This window comes from Pseudomonas sp. R28(2017), assembly GCF_002112505.1.
Lineage (GTDB): Bacteria > Pseudomonadota > Gammaproteobacteria > Pseudomonadales > Pseudomonadaceae > Aquipseudomonas.
On the sequence record NZ_NEHW01000004.1, the window covers coordinates 211,407 to 227,891 of the forward strand.

The window sequence follows — 16,485 nt, forward strand, 5'->3', positions numbered from 1 at the left end:
GCCGGACCGCATCAACCCCGCCGGTGTCGATACCGGCCGATGAAAACCACAATTTGGGAGAGATCGACAATGAAGCTTCGTCCTCTGCATGACCGCGTAGTCATCCGTCGCAGCGAAGAAGAATCGAAAACCGCTGGCGGTATCGTCCTGCCGGGTTCGGCCGCTGAAAAACCAAACCGCGGCGAAGTCGTTGCTGTTGGCACCGGTCGCGTCCTGGAAAACGGCGAAGTACGTGCACTGGCCGTCAAAGTCGGTGACAAAGTGGTTTTCGGCCCTTACTCGGGCAGCAACACCGTGAAAGTCGATGGCGAAGACCTGCTGGTCATGGCCGAGAACGAAATCCTCGCCGTCATCGAAGGCTGATTTCCCTCCGACTTCCCGTTACTCCAAAGAATTCCAAGGATTAAACGATCATGGCTGCTAAAGACGTAAAATTCGGCGATTCCGCCCGTAAGAAAATGCTGGTTGGTGTCAACGTTCTGGCCGACGCAGTAAAAGCGACCCTCGGCCCGAAAGGCCGTAACGTAGTGCTGGCCAAGAGCTTCGGCGCTCCGACCATCACCAAGGACGGCGTTTCCGTCGCCAAAGAAATCGAGCTGAAAGACGCCTTCGAAAACATGGGCGCCCAGCTGGTCAAGGAAGTCGCTTCCAAGGCCAACGACGCTGCCGGTGACGGCACCACCACCGCTACCGTTCTGGCTCAGGCCATCGTCAACGAAGGCCTGAAAGCCGTCGCTGCCGGCATGAACCCGATGGACCTGAAGCGCGGTATCGACAAGGCCACCGCCGCCGTTGTCGCCGAGCTGAAGAACCTGTCCAAGCCATGCGCCGACTCCAAGGCCATCGCCCAGGTAGGTACCATCTCCGCCAACTCCGACAACTCCATCGGTGAAATCATCGCCGAAGCCATGGAAAAAGTTGGTAAAGAAGGCGTGATCACCGTTGAAGAAGGCTCGGGCCTGGAAAACGAACTGTCGGTTGTAGAAGGCATGCAGTTCGACCGCGGCTACCTGTCGCCGTACTTCGTCAACAAGCCAGACACCATGGTTGCCGAGCTGGAAGGCCCGCTGCTGCTGCTGGTCGACAAGAAGATCTCCAACATCCGTGAGCTGCTGCCAGTTCTGGAAGCCGTTGCCAAGGCCGGCCGCCCACTGCTGATCGTTGCCGAAGACGTCGAAGGCGAAGCCCTGGCTACCCTGGTGGTCAACAACATGCGCGGCATCGTCAAGGTTGCTGCGGTCAAGGCACCGGGCTTCGGCGACCGCCGCAAGGCCATGCTGCAGGACATCGCCGTCCTGACCGGCGGCCAGGTCATCTCCGAAGAAATCGGCCTGACCCTGGAAACCACCACCCTGGAGCACCTGGGTAACGCCAAGCGCGTGATCCTGTCCAAGGAAAACACCACCATCATCGACGGTGCTGGCGTTGACGCCGACATCGAAGCACGCGTCAAGCAGATCCGTGCCCAGATCGAAGAAACCTCTTCGGACTACGACCGTGAGAAGCTGCAAGAGCGTCTGGCCAAGCTGGCTGGCGGTGTTGCCGTGATCAAGGTCGGTGCTGGCACCGAAGTTGAAATGAAAGAGAAGAAAGCCCGCGTTGAAGACGCCCTGCACGCTACCCGTGCAGCCGTCGAAGAAGGCGTGGTGCCTGGCGGTGGTGTGGCCCTGGTTCGCGCCCTGGCTGCCATCGTTGACCTCAAAGGCGACAACGAAGACCAGAACGTCGGTATCTCCCTGCTGCGTCGCGCTGTAGAAGCGCCGCTGCGCCAGATCACTGCCAACGCCGGCGACGAGCCAAGCGTTGTCGCTGACAAGGTCAAGCAAGGTTCGGGCAACTACGGCTACAACGCCGCTACCGGCGAATACGGCGACATGATCGAGATGGGTATCCTCGACCCAGCCAAGGTCACCCGTTCGGCTCTGCAAGCCGCAGCTTCGATCGGCGGTCTGATGATCACCACCGAAGCCATGGTTGCCGACCTGCCGGAAGACAAGCCAGCAGCTGGCATGCCTGACATGGGCGGCATGGGTGGCATGGGCGGCATGATGTAAGCCAGCCTCACCCCCTGCAACAAGAAAAAGCCCCGCCTAGTGCGGGGCTTTTTCGTTTTCCTGTGCCGGCCACTGGGGCTGCAAAGCAGCCCCTCTGTCAGGCGACGCTACGTTCGCCGGCTGGCGCTTCGGCCATGCCCCTGCGATACAGCACCAGGTAATACGACCCCAAGCCGATCAACCAGCAGAACACCGCTGTCCACACGTTATGCGACAGGAAGTGCGCGCCCTGCAGCATCCGCCCCAACCCCAGCGTCGAGCCGGCCACCAGGGCCACCCCGAACGCCACCCGCGCCAGTTTAGGGCGGCGGTCACGCAGCATGAAGAACAGGCCGAACAGGCAGAAACCGGTGGCGGCATGCCCACCCGGCCAGCACAGGCCGGGCTTGTCGGTCGCCGGGCGGTGCTCCAGCAGCTTGCTGTAGGTTTCCTTGCCACCGAACTCGGTCAGGCTCCACGGGCATTGCACCTGGGTCACCTTCTTCAACGGCGTGACGAAGGCCGTCGACAGCCCCAATGCCAACACCAGGCAACCCAGCTCGCGACGCCAGCTGAACAGCGGCTTGCAGACGAAGCTCGAAGCGAACGCGCCGAGGGAAATCAGCCCGAGCAGGATCACGCCCTGCTTGACCCGGTCATGCATGACGGTTTCCAGCAGGTAGCTGTGACGGCCGATGAACTGCCCGGCGGCGGGGTCGAAGAACAGGTTGGCGACGTCCATGTCGATCGAGGTCAGTTCCAGCAGCAGCAGGGTCGCAGCCACAGCCAGGGGTATGCCCAGGTACAGCCAGGGATTGATCGGACGCGGACGAGTGCGTTGTTGCATGACGACTCCAGGGGTAAAAAGACCGGGCATTGTCATGCGCCCGCTATCCTCTGTCCGTGAAGGATCAGTGAAAAAACTGTCAAGTTCGCTGAATTTGCCCAAGGGCTGGCACAGTACCGGCGATGGCCTTAAGCTGCGCCTGCCGCGCACCCTTGCGAAGCGCCGCACAGGAGAACCCGATGCGTATTCTTTTGGTTGAAGACAACCGCGATATTCTGGCCAACCTTGCCGATTACCTGGGCATGAAAGGCTACACCGTCGACTGCGCCCAGGACGGCCTCTCCGGCCTGCACCTGGCCGCCACCGAGCACTACGACCTGATCGTGCTCGACATCATGCTGCCCGGTATCGATGGCTATACCCTGTGCAAGCGCCTGCGCGAGGATGCCCGCCGCGATACCCCGGTGATCATGCTCACGGCCCGCGACCAGCTGGACGATCGCCTGCAGGGCTTCCGCTCCGGTGCCGATGACTACCTGCTCAAGCCATTTGCCCTGTCCGAGCTGGCCGCGCGCATCGAAGCAGTGCTGCGCCGTGCCCAGGGCGGCGGGCGCCGCACTTTGCAGGTCGCGGACTTGAGCTATGACCTCGATACCCTCGAAGTGACCCGCCAGGGCCGCCTGCTCAAGCTCAACCCGGTTGGCCTCAAGCTGCTCGCCGTGTTGATGCAGAAGAGCCCGCACGTGCTGCGCCGCGAGGTGCTGGAAGAAGCCCTGTGGGGCGATGACTGCCCTGACAGCGACAGTTTGCGCAGCCATGTGCACCAGCTGCGCCAGGTGATCGACAAACCGTTCGAAAAACCCCTGTTGCATACCGTCCATGGCGTCGGCTATCGCCTCGCCGAGGGCCGCGATGGAGTTTAAGCAAAGCCTTGCCCAGCGCATCATCATCGCCTTCGCGTTGATGAGCGCGCTGGTGGCTGGCGCCTTCGCCTTCGGTATCGTCGCCACCGTGCACCTGGTCGAGGAGCGCCTGATCTCATCGGTGCTCGGCGGCGACCTGCAGCGCTTGCTGCGCATGGACAGCGTCAGCGACTGGAGCCACCGGCCACGGCCTGACCAGCTGTTCTATTTCAGTGGCGGACGCGACGATTTCGAGCTGCCCAAGGACCTGCGCCACCTCGATGTCGGCTTCCATGAGGTGTTTCGCGACCAGCTGTCCTACCACGCGATGGTCGAGATCGTCGATGGTCGCCGCTATGTGCTGCTGCAGGACCAGAGCGATTTCGAAGAGCGCGAGCGCGTGCTGTTTGCCGTCGTGGTGGTGGGGTTCGTGCTCAGTCTGGTGCTGGCGGTGGTGCTCGGCTGGCTGCTGGCGCGCAGGGTGATGGCACCGGTCATCCGCCTGGCGCGACAGGTTCGCCATCGTGATCAGTTGCTTGGCCTGGCGCCGCCGCTGGCGCCGGACTATGCCGCCGACGAAGTGGGCCAGCTGGCGGTGGCGTTCGACGATACCCTGGGCCGGCTGCGCGATGCGCTGACCCGCGAGCGCTTGTTCACCAGCGATGTCAGCCATGAGCTGCGCACGCCGCTGATGGTGCTGGCCACCTCGTGCGAACTGCTGATGGAAAACCCCAATCTGGATACCCGCTCGCGCAGCCAGGTGGAGCGCATTGCGCGTGCTACGGAAGAGATGCGCGAGCTGGTCAAGACCTTCCTGATGCTGGCGCGTGCCCAGCGTGACCAAGGGGCCGTGGCGTCCCAGGCAACCCTGCGCGAAGTCGCCGACGACCTGACGGGGGTATGGCGTGACACCATCGAGCAGAAGGGCCTGGCGCTCTATTACGATGGCCAGGTCAGTGCTGGCCCGCTCCTGTACAACGCCACGTTCCTGCAATCGGTGATGGGCAACCTGCTGCGCAATGCCGCGCATTACACCGATAGCGGTTACATCCGCCTGAGCCTGCAGCTCAATGGATTCAGCGTCGAGGACAGTGGCGTGGGGATTCCGGAAGAGCAGCGCGAGGCCATGTTCCAGCCTTTCGTGCGCGGCGAGGAGCGCCGTGGCGAGGGCCTTGGCCTGGGCCTGTCGCTGGTGCAGCGGATCTGCGATGACCAGGGCTGGCGGGTGACACTGACCGCCACGGCGCCGCATGGCTGCCGCTTCCAGGTAGACCTTAGCCAGAGCGCGGAAAAGACCGATCCCACGCAGTAACAACGTGAAACATAGCTACAGGCTGATGACATTATTTTCACATTGGCATGACCTGTTTCCAACGATCCGCTACCTAAGGTAAGCGCATTGGAAACAGGAGCCATTCGATGCGCAGCCCGATCAAACTCGAATTTTCCGAGAAGTACGACCAGCAACATGCCAGGGAGTACTTCCTCAAGCACCAGGACGGACTGGCACGGCGCCTGTCCCACAAGCGTGACGAGCAGTTGGCCCGTCGTGCCCTGGCGCTGGCCGGGGAGCCGGGCCTTGTACTTGACCTGCCCTGCGGCGCGGGCCGTTTCTGGCCGCTGCTGGCGGAAAAGCCCAACCGGGTGATCATCGGTGCCGACAACTCCGAGGCGATGATCCAGACGGCATGTGCCGCACAACCGCCAGCGGTGGTGGCGCGGGTACGTCCTTTGCAAACATCGGCATTCGCGATCGACTTGCCGGATAATTCGGTCGACAGCATCTTCTGCATGCGGTTGTTCCACCATATTGGCGAGGCGGCTCACCGCAAGACCATTCTCGACGAGTTTCAAAGGGTTAGCCGTGACAGTGTAATCCTGTCATTGTGGGTGGACGGTAACTTCAAGGCCTGGCGCCGCCAGAAGCTCGAGCGCAAGCGCAGTGCCAAGGCCGAGCAGGGCAGCTATCAGAACCGTTTCGTGTTACCGGCAGAAACGGTTGAAGCAGAATTCAAGGCCGCCGGCTTCAGAATCCAGGAACACCTCGACTTCCTGCCGTTCTATGCCATGTGGCGGGTATATGTATTGCGTAAGGGGTAGTGTTTGATGGCTGTAGCCCAAAATGGGGAGTCGCGGTTCGATTATTACTGGCGCCAGCAGGGCGAATGGGTCGAGGAACCCAACCAGCGGCGCGGTGGTGAAAGTGGCGTGCAACGCCTGAACGATGGCAACGGCAAGGTGTTGTATGCCAAGCGTCAGGTCGGCCACATCTATCGCAGCCTGTTGCACCCATTCGGCAGGCCGACCGTGCTGCGCGAACTCGATGCACTGAACAGCTTCGAGCAACTGGGTGTGCGCGTGCCACGCATCGTGTTTTGTGGTGCCGAGCGTGACCCCGAGCACCAATGGCGGGCGCTGCTGGTCAGCGAGGCGCTGGACGGCTTTGTCGAACTCGACACGTGGCACGCCGAAGGCGCCCGCGAGCGCTATCCTCAGGCCGTGCATGAACGCATGCTCAAGGACCTGGCCGACAACCTGGCGCGCATGCACCTGGGCCACTGGCAGCATGGCTGCCTGTACGGCAAGCACGTCTTCATCAAGGTCATCGGCGAGGGTGAGCAGGCCCGCGTCGAGGTAGCACTCCTGGACCTGGAAAAGTGCCGACGACGCATCAGCTGTCAGCGGGCTGCGGGTAACGACCTGCGCCAGCTGCGCCGCCACTCGTCGCTAAATGACACGGAATGGCAAACGCTGCTCTATTTTTACCAGATGGCGTTTGGCAGCGCTGTCAAAGGGTTAGGGCAATGAAACTAGAAATCGCTCGAGCTTTGTTCCTGGTGGCTGGCTTGGCCGTGACCACGGCGGCGGTAGCGGCCTGGGAAGAGCCGCGGCCTGTGGTATTCAGCAAGGCAGACCAGTGTGCGATACCGCGTGAGGTCAAGGCGCAGCAGAGCCAGGCCCAGCCGGATCAGGACCTGTTGCTGTTCCTCTTCGGCATGCGCCAGGGGCTTCGGCCGTTTGGCTGATACAGCTCGAGCAAGATGCAAGATGAAGGCCTCGCAATCGCGAGGCCTTTGTTTTTGTGACTCAAAGCATTTGCGCGCTCCTACAGGGGGCGCGTTCATGCAGCTATCGGCTGCCGGGCGGCTGACTTGTGTGCCAGCAAGGTGTAGATACACGGCAGCACGAACAGGGTAAACAAGGTGCCGATCGACATCCCGGTGGCGATCACCGTGCCGATATCGAACCGGCTCACCGCACCTGCCCCGGTGGCCAGGATCAGCGGCACCATGCCGAACACCATCGCCGCCGTGGTCATCAGTACCGGCCGCAGGCGAATGGCGGCAGCTTCCTCGATGGCCTGGCGAACGTTCAAGCCCTTTTCCTCACGCAACTGGTTGGCAAACTCGACGATCAGAATGCCGTGCTTGCTGATCAGGCCGATCAGCGTCACCAGCCCCACCTGTGTGTAGATGTTCATGCTGGAGATGCCCAGGAACAGCGGCAGCAGCGCGCCACAGATCGACAGCGGCACGGTTACCAGAATCACCAGCGGGTCGCGGAAGCTCTCGAATTGCGCGGCCAGCACCAGGAATATGATCGCCAGCGCCAGGCCAAAGGTCACCCACAGCGCGCTGCCTTCCTGCACGTACTGCCGTGCTGTGCCGGCATAGTCGAAGGAAAAGCCTTCCGGTGCTTCTTCCCGGGCAATATCGCCCACGGTCTGCAACGCCTCGCCGATGCTGACCATCGGTACCCCCTGGATGATTGCCGAGTTCAGCTGCTGGAACTGGTTGAGCTGGCGCGGGCGCGCGCGGTCACTGAGGGTGATAAGGGTCGACAAGGGCAGCAGCTGCCCTTGCTCGTTCTTCACGTAGTAGTTGTTCAACCAGCCGGCGTTGTCCCGATAGGGCCGCTCGACCTGGGCAATCACCTTGTAGCTGCGGCCCTCGAGGGTAAAACGGTTGATTTCCGCCTCGCCCAGCAGGGTAGCCAGGGTACCGCCCAGCGCATCCATCGAAACGCCCATCTGCGCCGCCTTGGCCCGGTCGATGTCGACCACCACTTCGGGTTTGTCGAACGCCAGGTCGATGTCGAGGAAGGCGAACTTGCCCGATTCCTGGGCCCGTTGCTTGACCCGCTGGGCGACTTCCAGCAGGGCAGGGTAGTCGCCGGCGGTGTTGATAACGAACTGGAACGGCAGGCCCTCACCGGTACCCGGCAGCGACGGCAGGTTGAAGCCGAAGATCTGCAGCCCGCCGATCTGCTCGAGCTTGGCCTGCACCAGCGGCAGCAGCTCCATCTGGGTGCGCTGGCGTTCATTCCATGGCTTGAGCAGGAAGCCACCGATGCCGCTCTGCACGCCGTTGAAACCGTTGATCTGGAACGACGAGTAGTACTCTGGGAAGCTCTTAAACAGCGGCGTGAACTGGTCGGTGTAGGCGTTCAGGTAATCGAGGTTGGCCGGCTGCGGCGAGCTGCTCATCATGAAGATCACGCCCTGGTCCTCGTTGGGCGCCAGTTCGTTCTGGGTGAACTTGAGCAGCACCGGGATCAGGCACAGGATGATCACGGCAAACACCAGCACCACCGGGCGGCTGTCCAGGGTGGCGTGCAGCAGGCGCTGGTAGCGCACCTTGAGGCCTTCGAACAGCACGTCCAGCCGATGGGCCAGGCCGCTGGGGTTCTGCTCCTGGCGCAACAGCAGGGCGCACATCATCGGCGACAAGGTCAGGGCGACAATGCCGGAGATGACCACCGCGCCGGCCAGGGTCAGGGCAAACTCCTTGAACAGCGCGCCGGTGAGCCCGGTGAGGAAGCCGATGGGGGCGTAGACCGCTGCCAGGGTGATGGTCATCGACACCACGGGCATGGCGATTTCCCGCGCACCTTCCAGGGCCGCATCGAAGGGTGACTTGCCTTCCTCCATGTGCCGGTGGATGTTCTCCACCACCACGATGGCATCGTCCACCACCAGGCCGATGGCCAGCACCATCGCCAGCAGTGTCAGCAGGTTCAGCGAATAACCCATCATCTGCATGAAGAACAGCACGCCGATCATCGACAGCGGAATGGTCACCACCGGGATCAGCACCGAGCGCAGGGCGCCGAGGAACAGGAACACCACCACGATGACGATCAGCACCGCCTCGCCCAAGGTCTTGATCACTTCGTCGATGGAAGCCTGGATGAACAGCGTGGCGTCGTAGGCGATCGAGACCTTCAGCGCCGACGGCAGCTGGCTTTCCAGTTCCGGCATGATGCGCCGCACTTCCTTGATCACGTCCAGCGGGTTGGCCGCCGGGGTGGCCTTGATGCCGATGTAGACCGACGGCGTGCCATCGAAGGAGCTGACCGTGTCGTAGTTCTCTGCGCCCATCTCCACCCGTGCCACGTCGCCCAGCAGCACCCGGCTGTCACCGGACACCTTGACTGGCAATGCGGCGAAGGCTTCGGCCGATTTCAGCTCGGTGCTGGCGTTGATGCTGGTGACCACGTACTCGCCCTTCACCTCGCCGGCGGCGGAAAGGAAGTTGTAGCGGCGTACGGCATTGGTCACGTCGGTGGCCGCAAGCCCGAAGCCGGCCAGCTTCACCGGGTCGATCCAGATGCGCATGGCGAACACCTGGTTGCCGAGGATCTCCGCCTCGGCCATGCCCGGCAGGGTCGCCAGCTTGGGCTGGATCACCCGCGACAGGTAATCGGTGATCTGCGGGTTGCTCATCTCCTTGCTGTAGAAGCTGATGTACATCAGCGCCGAGGCATCGGCGGCTTCCTTGCTCAGGACCGGGTCTTCGGCGTCCTGCGGCAACTGGTTGCGCACCTCGTTGGCCTTGGCCAAAAGCTCGGTGAACAGGCGGTCGCTGTCGGCGCCGATGCGTGCGTAGATGGAAATCACCGAGAAGTTCTGCCGGCTGACCGAGGTCATGTAGTCGATGCCTTCGGCGCTGGCCAGGCTCTGTTGCAGCGGCTGGGTGATGTAGCCCTGGATGGTCTCGGCGTTGGCCCCGGGGTAGGCGGTGGTCACCGTGATCAGGGCGTTTTCCATTTTCGGGTACTGGCGGATCTGCAGTTTGTTCCAGGCCTGGAAGCCGAGCAGCAGGATCAGCAGGCTGACCACGCTGGCCAGCACCGGGCGGCGGATGAACGGGTCGGTGAACGCCATGCCTGCCTCCTGCTCAGTCGGTGCGCGGTGTGCCCTGTTCGGGCTTGAGCGCGCTGTCCTGGCCAATGCGGATGGCCGCACCCGGGGTCAGCTTGAGCTGCCCGGCGGTCACCACCTGTTCGCCGGCCTGGAGGCCCTTGCTGACCACCACCACGCCATCGCGGCGCTCACCGGTCTGTACGGTGCGCTGTTCGGCGCTTAGCTGCGGCTGGCCCTTTTCGTCGTTTTCAGGGTTGCCGTCCTTGTCCTTCTTCGGTGTGGCGACGTACACCGAGTTGCCGTACAGGGTGTAGGTGATGGCGCTTTCCGGGACGACCACCTGGGGCTGCGGGTCGGGCAGCAGGATCAGCAGGTTGGCGAACATGCCGGGCAGCAGCTTGTCGTCCGGGTTGGCCAGGGTCGCGCGCACCAGCAGGTTGCGGGTGTTCTCATCGACCTTGGGGTTGATCGCGCTGAGGCTGGCCGGGAACGTCTGCCCCGGATACGCCGCCACCTGCACCAGCACCTGCTGGCCCAGGCTCAGGTGCGGCAAGGCCTGCTCCGGTACGTTGAAGTCGACGTACAGGCTGGACAGGTCCTGCAGGGTGGCGATCACCGTGCCGGCGGCCAGGTACTGGCCGATGTCCACCTGGCGAATGCCGATGGTGCCACTGAACGGCGCGTTGATGCTTTTCTTGATCTTCTGCGCCTTGAGCTGTTCGACCACCGCCTGATTGCGCCGGTACTGGGAGGACAGGCGATCGAACTCACCGCGGGAGATGGCGGCATCGCCGACCAGCTGGCTGCCGCGGCCGAAGTCGACCTTGGCCAGCCCCAGGTCGGCCTGGGCGGTGCCGAGCAGGGCGGTTTCCTGGTCGTCGTTGAGCTGCAGCAGCGGCTGCCCGGCTTTGACCTTTTGCCCGGAGTCGAAGTACAGGGCCTTGACGATGCCTTCCACTTCCAGGCTCAGCTCGACGCCCTGCAATGCCTTCAGGCTGCCTACGGCAGGCAGGCGCTCTTGCCACTGGCGCTGTTCGGCCGGGGCAGCGGCAACGGTGATGGGCGGCCGAGGGGCGGAGAACATCTGGATCTGTTGGTAGATCGAGAAGCCTTTGTAGCCCCCCAGGGCCAGCACGATCAGCAGAACGACGGCCAACATGATGAGCATGCGGCGGCGCAGCATAAGTCCGGTTCCTTGGATGTGTTGTTATTCGTTTTGACACGACAACGGGCGATCCTGCCCACGTGCGGATGAGGGAAGTATTGACTGTTTTTCGAGGGAAGGGGAGATGATTACCTGCGTCGGCCTCTTCGCGGGCAAGCCCGCTCCCACAGGAGCGGTGTAATCTCGGGATTAGTGAGAACCCTGTGGGAGCGGGCTTGCCCGCGAAGAGGCTGGTACAGGTGTCAGATCAGACCAGGTGCAGGTGGTTGTCCCAGAACCCGGACGGCAGGTCCATCGGTTGCCCGATCAGTTCGGCCTTGCGGCAGTCGTAGAAGCGGCAACGGCCCTGCCCGGAGGTGACGACAAAGCCATCCTTGACCGCGCCAACTCCGGCGCAATCGGGCATCGGTGCATCGAGCTTCACCGCGCCGCTGTCCAGGTCCCAGACGAACAGGCGGTTGGCCCGCGGTGCGGTCAGCGCCACCAGGCGCAGGTCGCTGTGGATGGCGACGCTGGCGGTGTACTGGGCCATCGATTGCAGCTGGCGCTCTGGTACCGGGAAGGCCTTGAACGGCTCACCCGGGCGCTTGATCGCCAGCAGCTCGGCGGTTTCGTCGGCAGCGCCCATGAACTGCTGGCAGGCGGCGATGGTGCCATCGTCGCCCACCGCCAGGTGGCGCACGCTGTTCATCTGCTGGGCCAGGGTCTCCTTGCTCAGCAGGGTGCCGTCGCGCTGCATCAGCACCAGGCTCGGCTGCATCGCGTCGAGGTTCATCTCGACCCGGCTTTCGGCCTCGGTGCGGATACCGCCGTTGGCCACGACCAGGGTTTCGCCGTCCGGCAGCCAGGCCACTTCATGAGGGCCGATGCCGTGGGTCGGGATCTCGCCGGTGTGTACCAGGCGTTCGCCCTCGAAACGGTACACGCCGAGCACGCCACGGCCGGGGTCGGTGGTGTCGTTCTCGGTGGCATACAGCCATTCGCCACCTTTGTGGATCACCGCATGGCCATAAAAGTGCCGGTTCGGTTGCGAGGTGACGGTCTGCAGCAGGCGCCCGTCGCGCAGGTCGACCAGGTAGCTTTCGGTACCGGGGCGGCGCGCGACGAACAGGGCGATCGGCAGCTCGGGGTGGTTGATGATGGCATGGCAACGCTGGGCGACCTGGGTGCTGAACACCTGGGTGCCGTCCAGGCGGAACCCGACCGCATAATGCTTGCCGTCGCCATCGTCACGCGCCGACAGCAGCAAAGGTTCGCTGCCTTTGTTGCGCAGCAGGCTCCAACCGCCCAGGGTCAGGGCGCTGAGCAATACGCTACCGAGTTTGAGGGCCTGGCGTCGCAGCATGATCAGTCACCGTCGTTGGCATTGAAGCCCAGCTGGATGTTCAGCGCCTTGGCCAGGTCGCCTTCGTGCAGGCGGTGGACGGCGTTGAGGGCATCGTAGATCTGGTTGAGGGTCTGCTGCCCGGCGTCGTCGGCCAGCAGCTCGCCGAGGGTCTTCTGGTTGTCGGCCAGCAGTTTGAGCGCCGTAGCGTAGGCGTCGTCGATCTTCTGCGCCAGGGCTTTCTGATCGCTGGGCAGCAGGCCGCGCAGGCCCTGGTTGTCGACCCCGACCCACACGGCCTGGGCAGCCTTGAGGGTGGCTTCCAGGCTCTTGAGCGAGGAGTGGCTGCGCCAGGCTTCGGCCTGCAGCGGCTGTGGAATGCCCTTGCTCTGGCGGCCCATCGGCGCGCCCAGCTTCTTCTTCAGGGTATCCAGGGCGGTGACCTGAGAGCGCAGCAGGTCGGCGATCGCCTCGTGGGAATCGGCGTAGCGCTGGTTGGGGAACTTGGTCATCTGCGACAGCATGCCGTCGGTGCTGTTCCAGGTCTTGAGGATGTCTTCGGCCAGGCCCTTCTGGTGATCGGCGATGGCCACCAGCAGCGGGCAGTAGCGGGCTTTCTGCTCGGCGGTGGCGATGTCCGGCTTGCTGTCGAAGAGGATGTATTCGTAAGCCGACAGGCCGCGCACCACGACGCTGGCCTTGCCCAGGGCGGCGGCATCGACCGGCTTGTCGCCGTTGACCAGCTGTTCGACCTGGCGGCCGACCAGGTTCTTCTTGTCGGGCCAGAACTGTACCTGCCAGGCGCGGTTGCCTTCGGCCAGCGGGCCGACCAGCAGTGGTTGCAGTTCGGCCCAGGCTTTCTGCGCGTTGAGGAAATCGGCGCGTGCGGTGTCCAGGCTTTCCTTGCCTTCACAGTAGGCCAGGGCACTGGCGGCCAGCTGGCGGTCGGCTTCGACCCAGCGGCTGTAGGTCGGCAGGATCACCTGCTTGGCGATGGCGGCGGAAGTCACTGCCTGTGGGTCCTGCGGCGAGCAGGCACCCAGGGCGAGTGCGGCGAGGCTGGTGAACAACAGTTTGGGTCGGAACATGCCCGGCTCCTTGCGCGTTTTAAAGTGAGTTCAGGAAGGCCAGCAACGCGGCGCGCTGCTCGGCATTGAAGGTCAAGACATGGTCGCGCGCCGGCTGGGCTTCGCCGCCATGCCAGAGCACGGCTTCGAGCAGGTTGCGGGCGCGGCCGTCGTGCAGGTACTGGGTGTGGCCGCTGACCGCTTCGGTCAGGCCGATGCCCCACAACGGCGGGGTACGCCAGTCCTGGCCGTTGGCAGCGAATTCGGTGCGCTCGTCGGCCAGGCCCGGGCCCATGTCGTGCAGCAACAGGTCGCTGTATGGGCGGATCACCTGGTTGGCCAGCTCCGCTTCGGCGGTGTTGGCGGCGGTGGTGAACTGCGGGGTATGGCAGGCCTGGCAACCGGCCTGGAAGAACAGGTTCTTGCCGGCCAGCACTTGCGGCGCGCCGACGTCACGACGGGCAGGCACGCCGAGGTTGCGGGTGTAGAAGGTGACCAGGCGCAGGATGTTGTCGCTGACTTCCTTCTCGTCGCCTTCGCCGTTGCCATTGGGCGCGGCCAGGCAGTCGAGCTGGGCCGCGGTGCAGTCGTCCTTCGCTTGCAAGGTGCTGGTCAGGCCCATGTCACCGTTGAAGGCGTGCACGTTCTGCTGATTGACGTTGGGCTGCCCGGCCTTCCAGCCGAAGCGGCCGATCACGGTCTTGCCCTGGGCGTCGTCCCAGACCCGGTTGGCGCGGCCGCGGATGCCGTCGTGGTTGCGGTCGTCCGGGTCTTCGTTGGCCAGGATGTCCGCCTCGGGGATGGCCTCGAGCAGGCCCAGGCCGATCATCGGCGGGGCCACGCGGGCGGAGAAGCGCGTATCGGGGTGCATCGGGCCATAGCCGAGCTGGGTGATCTGCAGGGTCGGGCGGCGCAGCTCGACTGGGTGGCCGTCGTTGAAGGTGACGGTCTGGGTGGTGTAGCTCACCCGCACCTTGCCCTCCGGCGCCACGCCGGGGATGGCCATGTCCTGCAACTGGGTGCCGTAGACGGGTTCGGGGACCACGCCCAGGCGCTCGATTTCTTTGGCCAGGTAAGGCTGATCGGGGATCGACAGGCGCACCAGCATGCCCACGGCATTGCTGTCGCCCGGCTCTGGCGGGTGGCCGCGGCCGTCGCGCACGTGGCAGTTCTGGCAGGCATTGGTGTTGAACAACGGGCCCAGGCCGTCACGCGCGGTGGTGGTGGACGGGGCGATCACCCATGGGCTGCGGAAGAAGCTGTTGCCCACGGCGAAGTCCAGGCGCCGTTCGGCCGAGAGGTTGGCCGAGGGCAGGGAAAACGCCTTGCGGTCGTCGCGCTGGACCGTTGCCTGGCCACCAGACAGCGCTTCGCCGGGCTCGGCCTGGGTGAAACGCGGGGCGTCGTCACAGGCGGCAAGGGCGAGGGCCAGCAGCAGGGGGGAGAGTCGGGACAGCGACGAGGACATGCAAAATCCTGGGCGTGGACGAAAAACCGGCGTGCAAGCTTAGCAGGCCGGCGTTGTTTGAATAAGAGCAATTTGCAATTACCCGGGTGAAAAGGATGTGAAATGCCAGCATTTTCATGAGCCTGTACTTGCCCGCAAAAGGGCCGCACAGAAAAAAGGCGACCCGAAGGCCGCCTCTTTCAGTACCGTTACTGCAGATCAGAATTCGTGATCGGCGGTGTCCGGGTTCAGGTTGGCAATACCCAGCTTGCCTGCAGCCTGCTCGATCGAACCGGTCTGCTTGACCAGCGAGGCGATGGCATCGCGCACGATCTGGTTGCCGGCAGCGTTGTCGGCGGCGATCAGCTGGTCGTAGTGCTCGCCCTTGAGCGCGTGGTCGACCATCACCTGGATCTTCGCTTCGGTGGCTTCAAGGTCGGCCTTGAGGGTGGCGTCGGCTGCCGGATCGGCCTTGGCCACCAGCGAGGACAGGCTCGGGCCGGTCAGCTTGGTGCCGTCGACACGGGTGTATTCGCCCAGGTAGACGTTGCGGATGCCCTTGGCGTCGTAGAAGTGCGAGTAGTGGGTGTTGTCGCTGAAGCAGTCCTGCTCGTCTTCCGGCGAGTTGGCTTCCAGCGAGACCTTCATGCGCTCACCGGCCAGTTCACCCAGCGACAGGCTGCCCATGCCGAACAGCATCTTGCGCAGGCCATCGGCCACAGGCTCGGCTTCCAGCGTGGCACGGTAGTTGTCGGCGACGTTTGGCGCCCAGTTGCCGACCATCTCTTCGAGGTCCTTGACCAGCAGCTCGGTGACCGCCTTCAGGTAGGCACGGCGACGGTCGTTGTGGCCGCCGGTGGCGCCTTTGCCTTCCAGGTAATCGGACGCCGGGCGGGCGCCGGCGCCTGGGCCGGTGCCGTTGAGGTCCTGGCCCCAGAGCAGGAATTCGATGGCGTGGTAGCCGGTGGCGACGTTGGCTTCGGAGCCTGCCAGTTCGTTCAGGCTGGCCAGCTTCTCGGCGGTGATGTCCTTGACGTCGACCTTCTCTTCGCCGACCTGGATCTCGGTGTTGGCGATGATGTTGGCGCTGGCCGCCGGGTTGCCCAGGGCATGCTCGTAGCTCTTGTCGACGTAGTCGATCAGGCCTTCGTCGAGGGGCCAGGCGTTCACCTGGCCTTCCCAGTCGTCGATGATGGTGTTGCCGAAGCGGAACGCCTCGCTCTGCAGGTACGGAACGCGCGCGGCGGCCCAGGCCTCTTTGGCGGCCTTCAGGGTTTCGTCGTTGGGCTTGGCAAGGAACGCGTCGACGGCGGTCTGCAGGGTCTTGGCGGTGCTCAGCGAGTCGCTGTACACGGCGTAGACCATCTCGGTGTAATGCTTGACCACGGCTTTGCCGGCCGCTTCGTCGACAGCCCCGGGCGCCGCAGCAGCGGTGCTGGCAGCAGCAGGTGCCTGAGCTTGCGGAGCGGCGGCCTTGTCATCCTTGCCTTCGCCGCAACCGGCGAGAGCGATGGCGATGGCCAGCAGACTGGCGGAGGCCAGAGGCATTCGAATCATTATTGGTTTTCCTGCGTCGTGTGGTTGGACCATGGGGTTAGGCCGTGCGCCGTGGCAC

At 63.8% G+C, this 16,485-nt stretch carries 14 protein-coding genes; 7 read left to right on the forward strand and 7 right to left on the reverse strand.

Annotated features, from left to right (window positions below; translation table 11 throughout):
• Positions 1–69 precede the first annotated feature (69 nt).
• Positions 70–363 carry a co-chaperone GroES gene (locus CAF78_RS09020; RefSeq protein WP_009684394.1) on the forward strand — a complete coding sequence of 98 codons (294 nt, stop codon included), beginning with the start codon at positions 70–72 and terminating at the stop codon, positions 361–363.
• Between the two features lie 50 nt (positions 364–413).
• Positions 414–2,054 (forward strand): chaperonin GroEL, encoded by a 1,641-nt coding sequence (gene groL, locus CAF78_RS09025; RefSeq protein ID WP_085675098.1) that lies wholly within the window; start codon positions 414–416, stop codon positions 2,052–2,054.
• 97 nt (positions 2,055–2,151) lie between these two features.
• Here groL and CAF78_RS09030 read toward each other — a convergent pair whose 3' ends face one another.
• Positions 2,152–2,880 (reverse strand): phosphatase PAP2 family protein, encoded by a 729-nt coding sequence (locus tag CAF78_RS09030; protein ID WP_085675099.1) that lies wholly within the window; start codon positions 2,878–2,880, stop codon positions 2,152–2,154.
• A gap of 179 nt (positions 2,881–3,059) precedes the next feature.
• Between CAF78_RS09030 and colR the strand changes: the two genes are divergently transcribed.
• The 5 genes from colR to CAF78_RS09055 all read left to right on the forward strand — a co-directional run bounded on the left by colR (position 3,060) and on the right by CAF78_RS09055 (position 6,748).
• Positions 3,060–3,743, forward strand: coding sequence for a two-component system response regulator ColR (gene colR / locus CAF78_RS09035; RefSeq protein ID WP_003255215.1), 684 nt, complete (start codon positions 3,060–3,062; stop codon positions 3,741–3,743).
• Positions 3,733–5,034 (forward strand): HAMP domain-containing sensor histidine kinase, encoded by a 1,302-nt coding sequence (locus tag CAF78_RS09040; protein ID WP_085675100.1) that lies wholly within the window; start codon positions 3,733–3,735, stop codon positions 5,032–5,034. The genes colR and CAF78_RS09040 overlap by 11 nt, the downstream gene beginning before the upstream one ends.
• 107 nt (positions 5,035–5,141) lie before the next feature.
• Positions 5,142–5,822: a class I SAM-dependent methyltransferase gene (locus CAF78_RS09045; protein WP_085675101.1), complete on the forward strand. Its 681-nt coding sequence runs from the start codon at positions 5,142–5,144 to the stop codon at positions 5,820–5,822.
• Positions 5,823–5,828: 6 nt separating this feature from the next.
• Entirely contained in the window at positions 5,829–6,530 is a 702-nt protein-coding gene (locus CAF78_RS09050) for a lipopolysaccharide kinase InaA family protein (RefSeq protein WP_085675102.1), read from the forward strand.
• Positions 6,527–6,748: a hypothetical protein gene (locus CAF78_RS09055; RefSeq protein ID WP_085675103.1), complete on the forward strand. Its 222-nt coding sequence runs from the start codon at positions 6,527–6,529 to the stop codon at positions 6,746–6,748. Before CAF78_RS09050 ends, CAF78_RS09055 begins: the two co-directional genes overlap by 4 nt.
• A 95-nt stretch (positions 6,749–6,843) precedes the next feature.
• Here CAF78_RS09055 and CAF78_RS09060 read toward each other — a convergent pair whose 3' ends face one another.
• From CAF78_RS09060 to CAF78_RS09085, 6 genes are all read right to left on the reverse strand, one after another.
• Complete coding sequence (locus CAF78_RS09060) at positions 6,844–9,888, reverse strand: multidrug efflux RND transporter permease subunit (RefSeq protein WP_085675104.1); 3,045 nt, start codon at positions 9,886–9,888, stop codon at positions 6,844–6,846.
• Positions 9,889–9,901: 13 nt separating this feature from the next.
• Positions 9,902–11,050: an efflux RND transporter periplasmic adaptor subunit gene (locus CAF78_RS09065; RefSeq protein WP_085675105.1), complete on the reverse strand. Its 1,149-nt coding sequence runs from the start codon at positions 11,048–11,050 to the stop codon at positions 9,902–9,904.
• A 229-nt stretch (positions 11,051–11,279) separates the two neighbouring features.
• Positions 11,280–12,377 carry a DUF1513 domain-containing protein gene (locus tag CAF78_RS09070; protein WP_085675106.1) on the reverse strand — a complete coding sequence of 366 codons (1,098 nt, stop codon included), beginning with the start codon at positions 12,375–12,377 and terminating at the stop codon, positions 11,280–11,282.
• Between the two features lie 2 nt (positions 12,378–12,379).
• Positions 12,380–13,444 (reverse strand): imelysin family protein, encoded by a 1,065-nt coding sequence (locus CAF78_RS09075; protein ID WP_085675107.1) that lies wholly within the window; start codon positions 13,442–13,444, stop codon positions 12,380–12,382.
• Positions 13,445–13,463: 19 nt separating this feature from the next.
• Complete coding sequence (locus CAF78_RS09080; RefSeq protein WP_085675108.1) at positions 13,464–14,891, reverse strand: di-heme oxidoredictase family protein; 1,428 nt, start codon at positions 14,889–14,891, stop codon at positions 13,464–13,466.
• Between the two features lie 198 nt (positions 14,892–15,089).
• A complete protein-coding gene (locus CAF78_RS09085; protein WP_085675109.1) occupies positions 15,090–16,427 on the reverse strand; it encodes an imelysin family protein in 1,338 nt (445 codons plus the stop codon).
• Positions 16,428–16,485 lie beyond the last annotated feature (58 nt).

Excerpts from the sequence above, each read along its gene's own strand:
- CAF78_RS09070 (WP_085675106.1), bottom strand. The coding sequence starts at position 12,377 with ATGCTGCGACGCCAGGCCCTCAAACTCGGTAGCGTATTGCTCAGCGCC.
- CAF78_RS09075 (WP_085675107.1), bottom strand. The coding sequence starts at position 13,444 with ATGTTCCGACCCAAACTGTTGTTCACCAGCCTCGCCGCACTCGCCCTG.
- CAF78_RS09040 (WP_085675100.1), top strand. The coding sequence starts at position 3,733 with ATGGAGTTTAAGCAAAGCCTTGCCCAGCGCATCATCATCGCCTTCGCG.
- CAF78_RS09045 (WP_085675101.1), top strand. The coding sequence starts at position 5,142 with ATGCGCAGCCCGATCAAACTCGAATTTTCCGAGAAGTACGACCAGCAA.
- CAF78_RS09085 (WP_085675109.1), bottom strand. The coding sequence starts at position 16,427 with ATGATTCGAATGCCTCTGGCCTCCGCCAGTCTGCTGGCCATCGCCATC.
- colR (WP_003255215.1), top strand. The coding sequence starts at position 3,060 with ATGCGTATTCTTTTGGTTGAAGACAACCGCGATATTCTGGCCAACCTT.
- CAF78_RS09060 (WP_085675104.1), bottom strand. The coding sequence starts at position 9,888 with ATGGCGTTCACCGACCCGTTCATCCGCCGCCCGGTGCTGGCCAGCGTG.
- groL (WP_085675098.1), top strand. The coding sequence starts at position 414 with ATGGCTGCTAAAGACGTAAAATTCGGCGATTCCGCCCGTAAGAAAATG.
- CAF78_RS09050 (WP_085675102.1), top strand. The coding sequence starts at position 5,829 with ATGGCTGTAGCCCAAAATGGGGAGTCGCGGTTCGATTATTACTGGCGC.
- CAF78_RS09020 (WP_009684394.1), top strand. The coding sequence starts at position 70 with ATGAAGCTTCGTCCTCTGCATGACCGCGTAGTCATCCGTCGCAGCGAA.
- CAF78_RS09030 (WP_085675099.1), bottom strand. The coding sequence starts at position 2,880 with ATGCAACAACGCACTCGTCCGCGTCCGATCAATCCCTGGCTGTACCTG.
- CAF78_RS09065 (WP_085675105.1), bottom strand. The coding sequence starts at position 11,050 with ATGCTGCGCCGCCGCATGCTCATCATGTTGGCCGTCGTTCTGCTGATC.
- CAF78_RS09080 (WP_085675108.1), bottom strand. The coding sequence starts at position 14,891 with ATGTCCTCGTCGCTGTCCCGACTCTCCCCCCTGCTGCTGGCCCTCGCC.
- CAF78_RS09055 (WP_085675103.1), top strand. The coding sequence starts at position 6,527 with ATGAAACTAGAAATCGCTCGAGCTTTGTTCCTGGTGGCTGGCTTGGCC.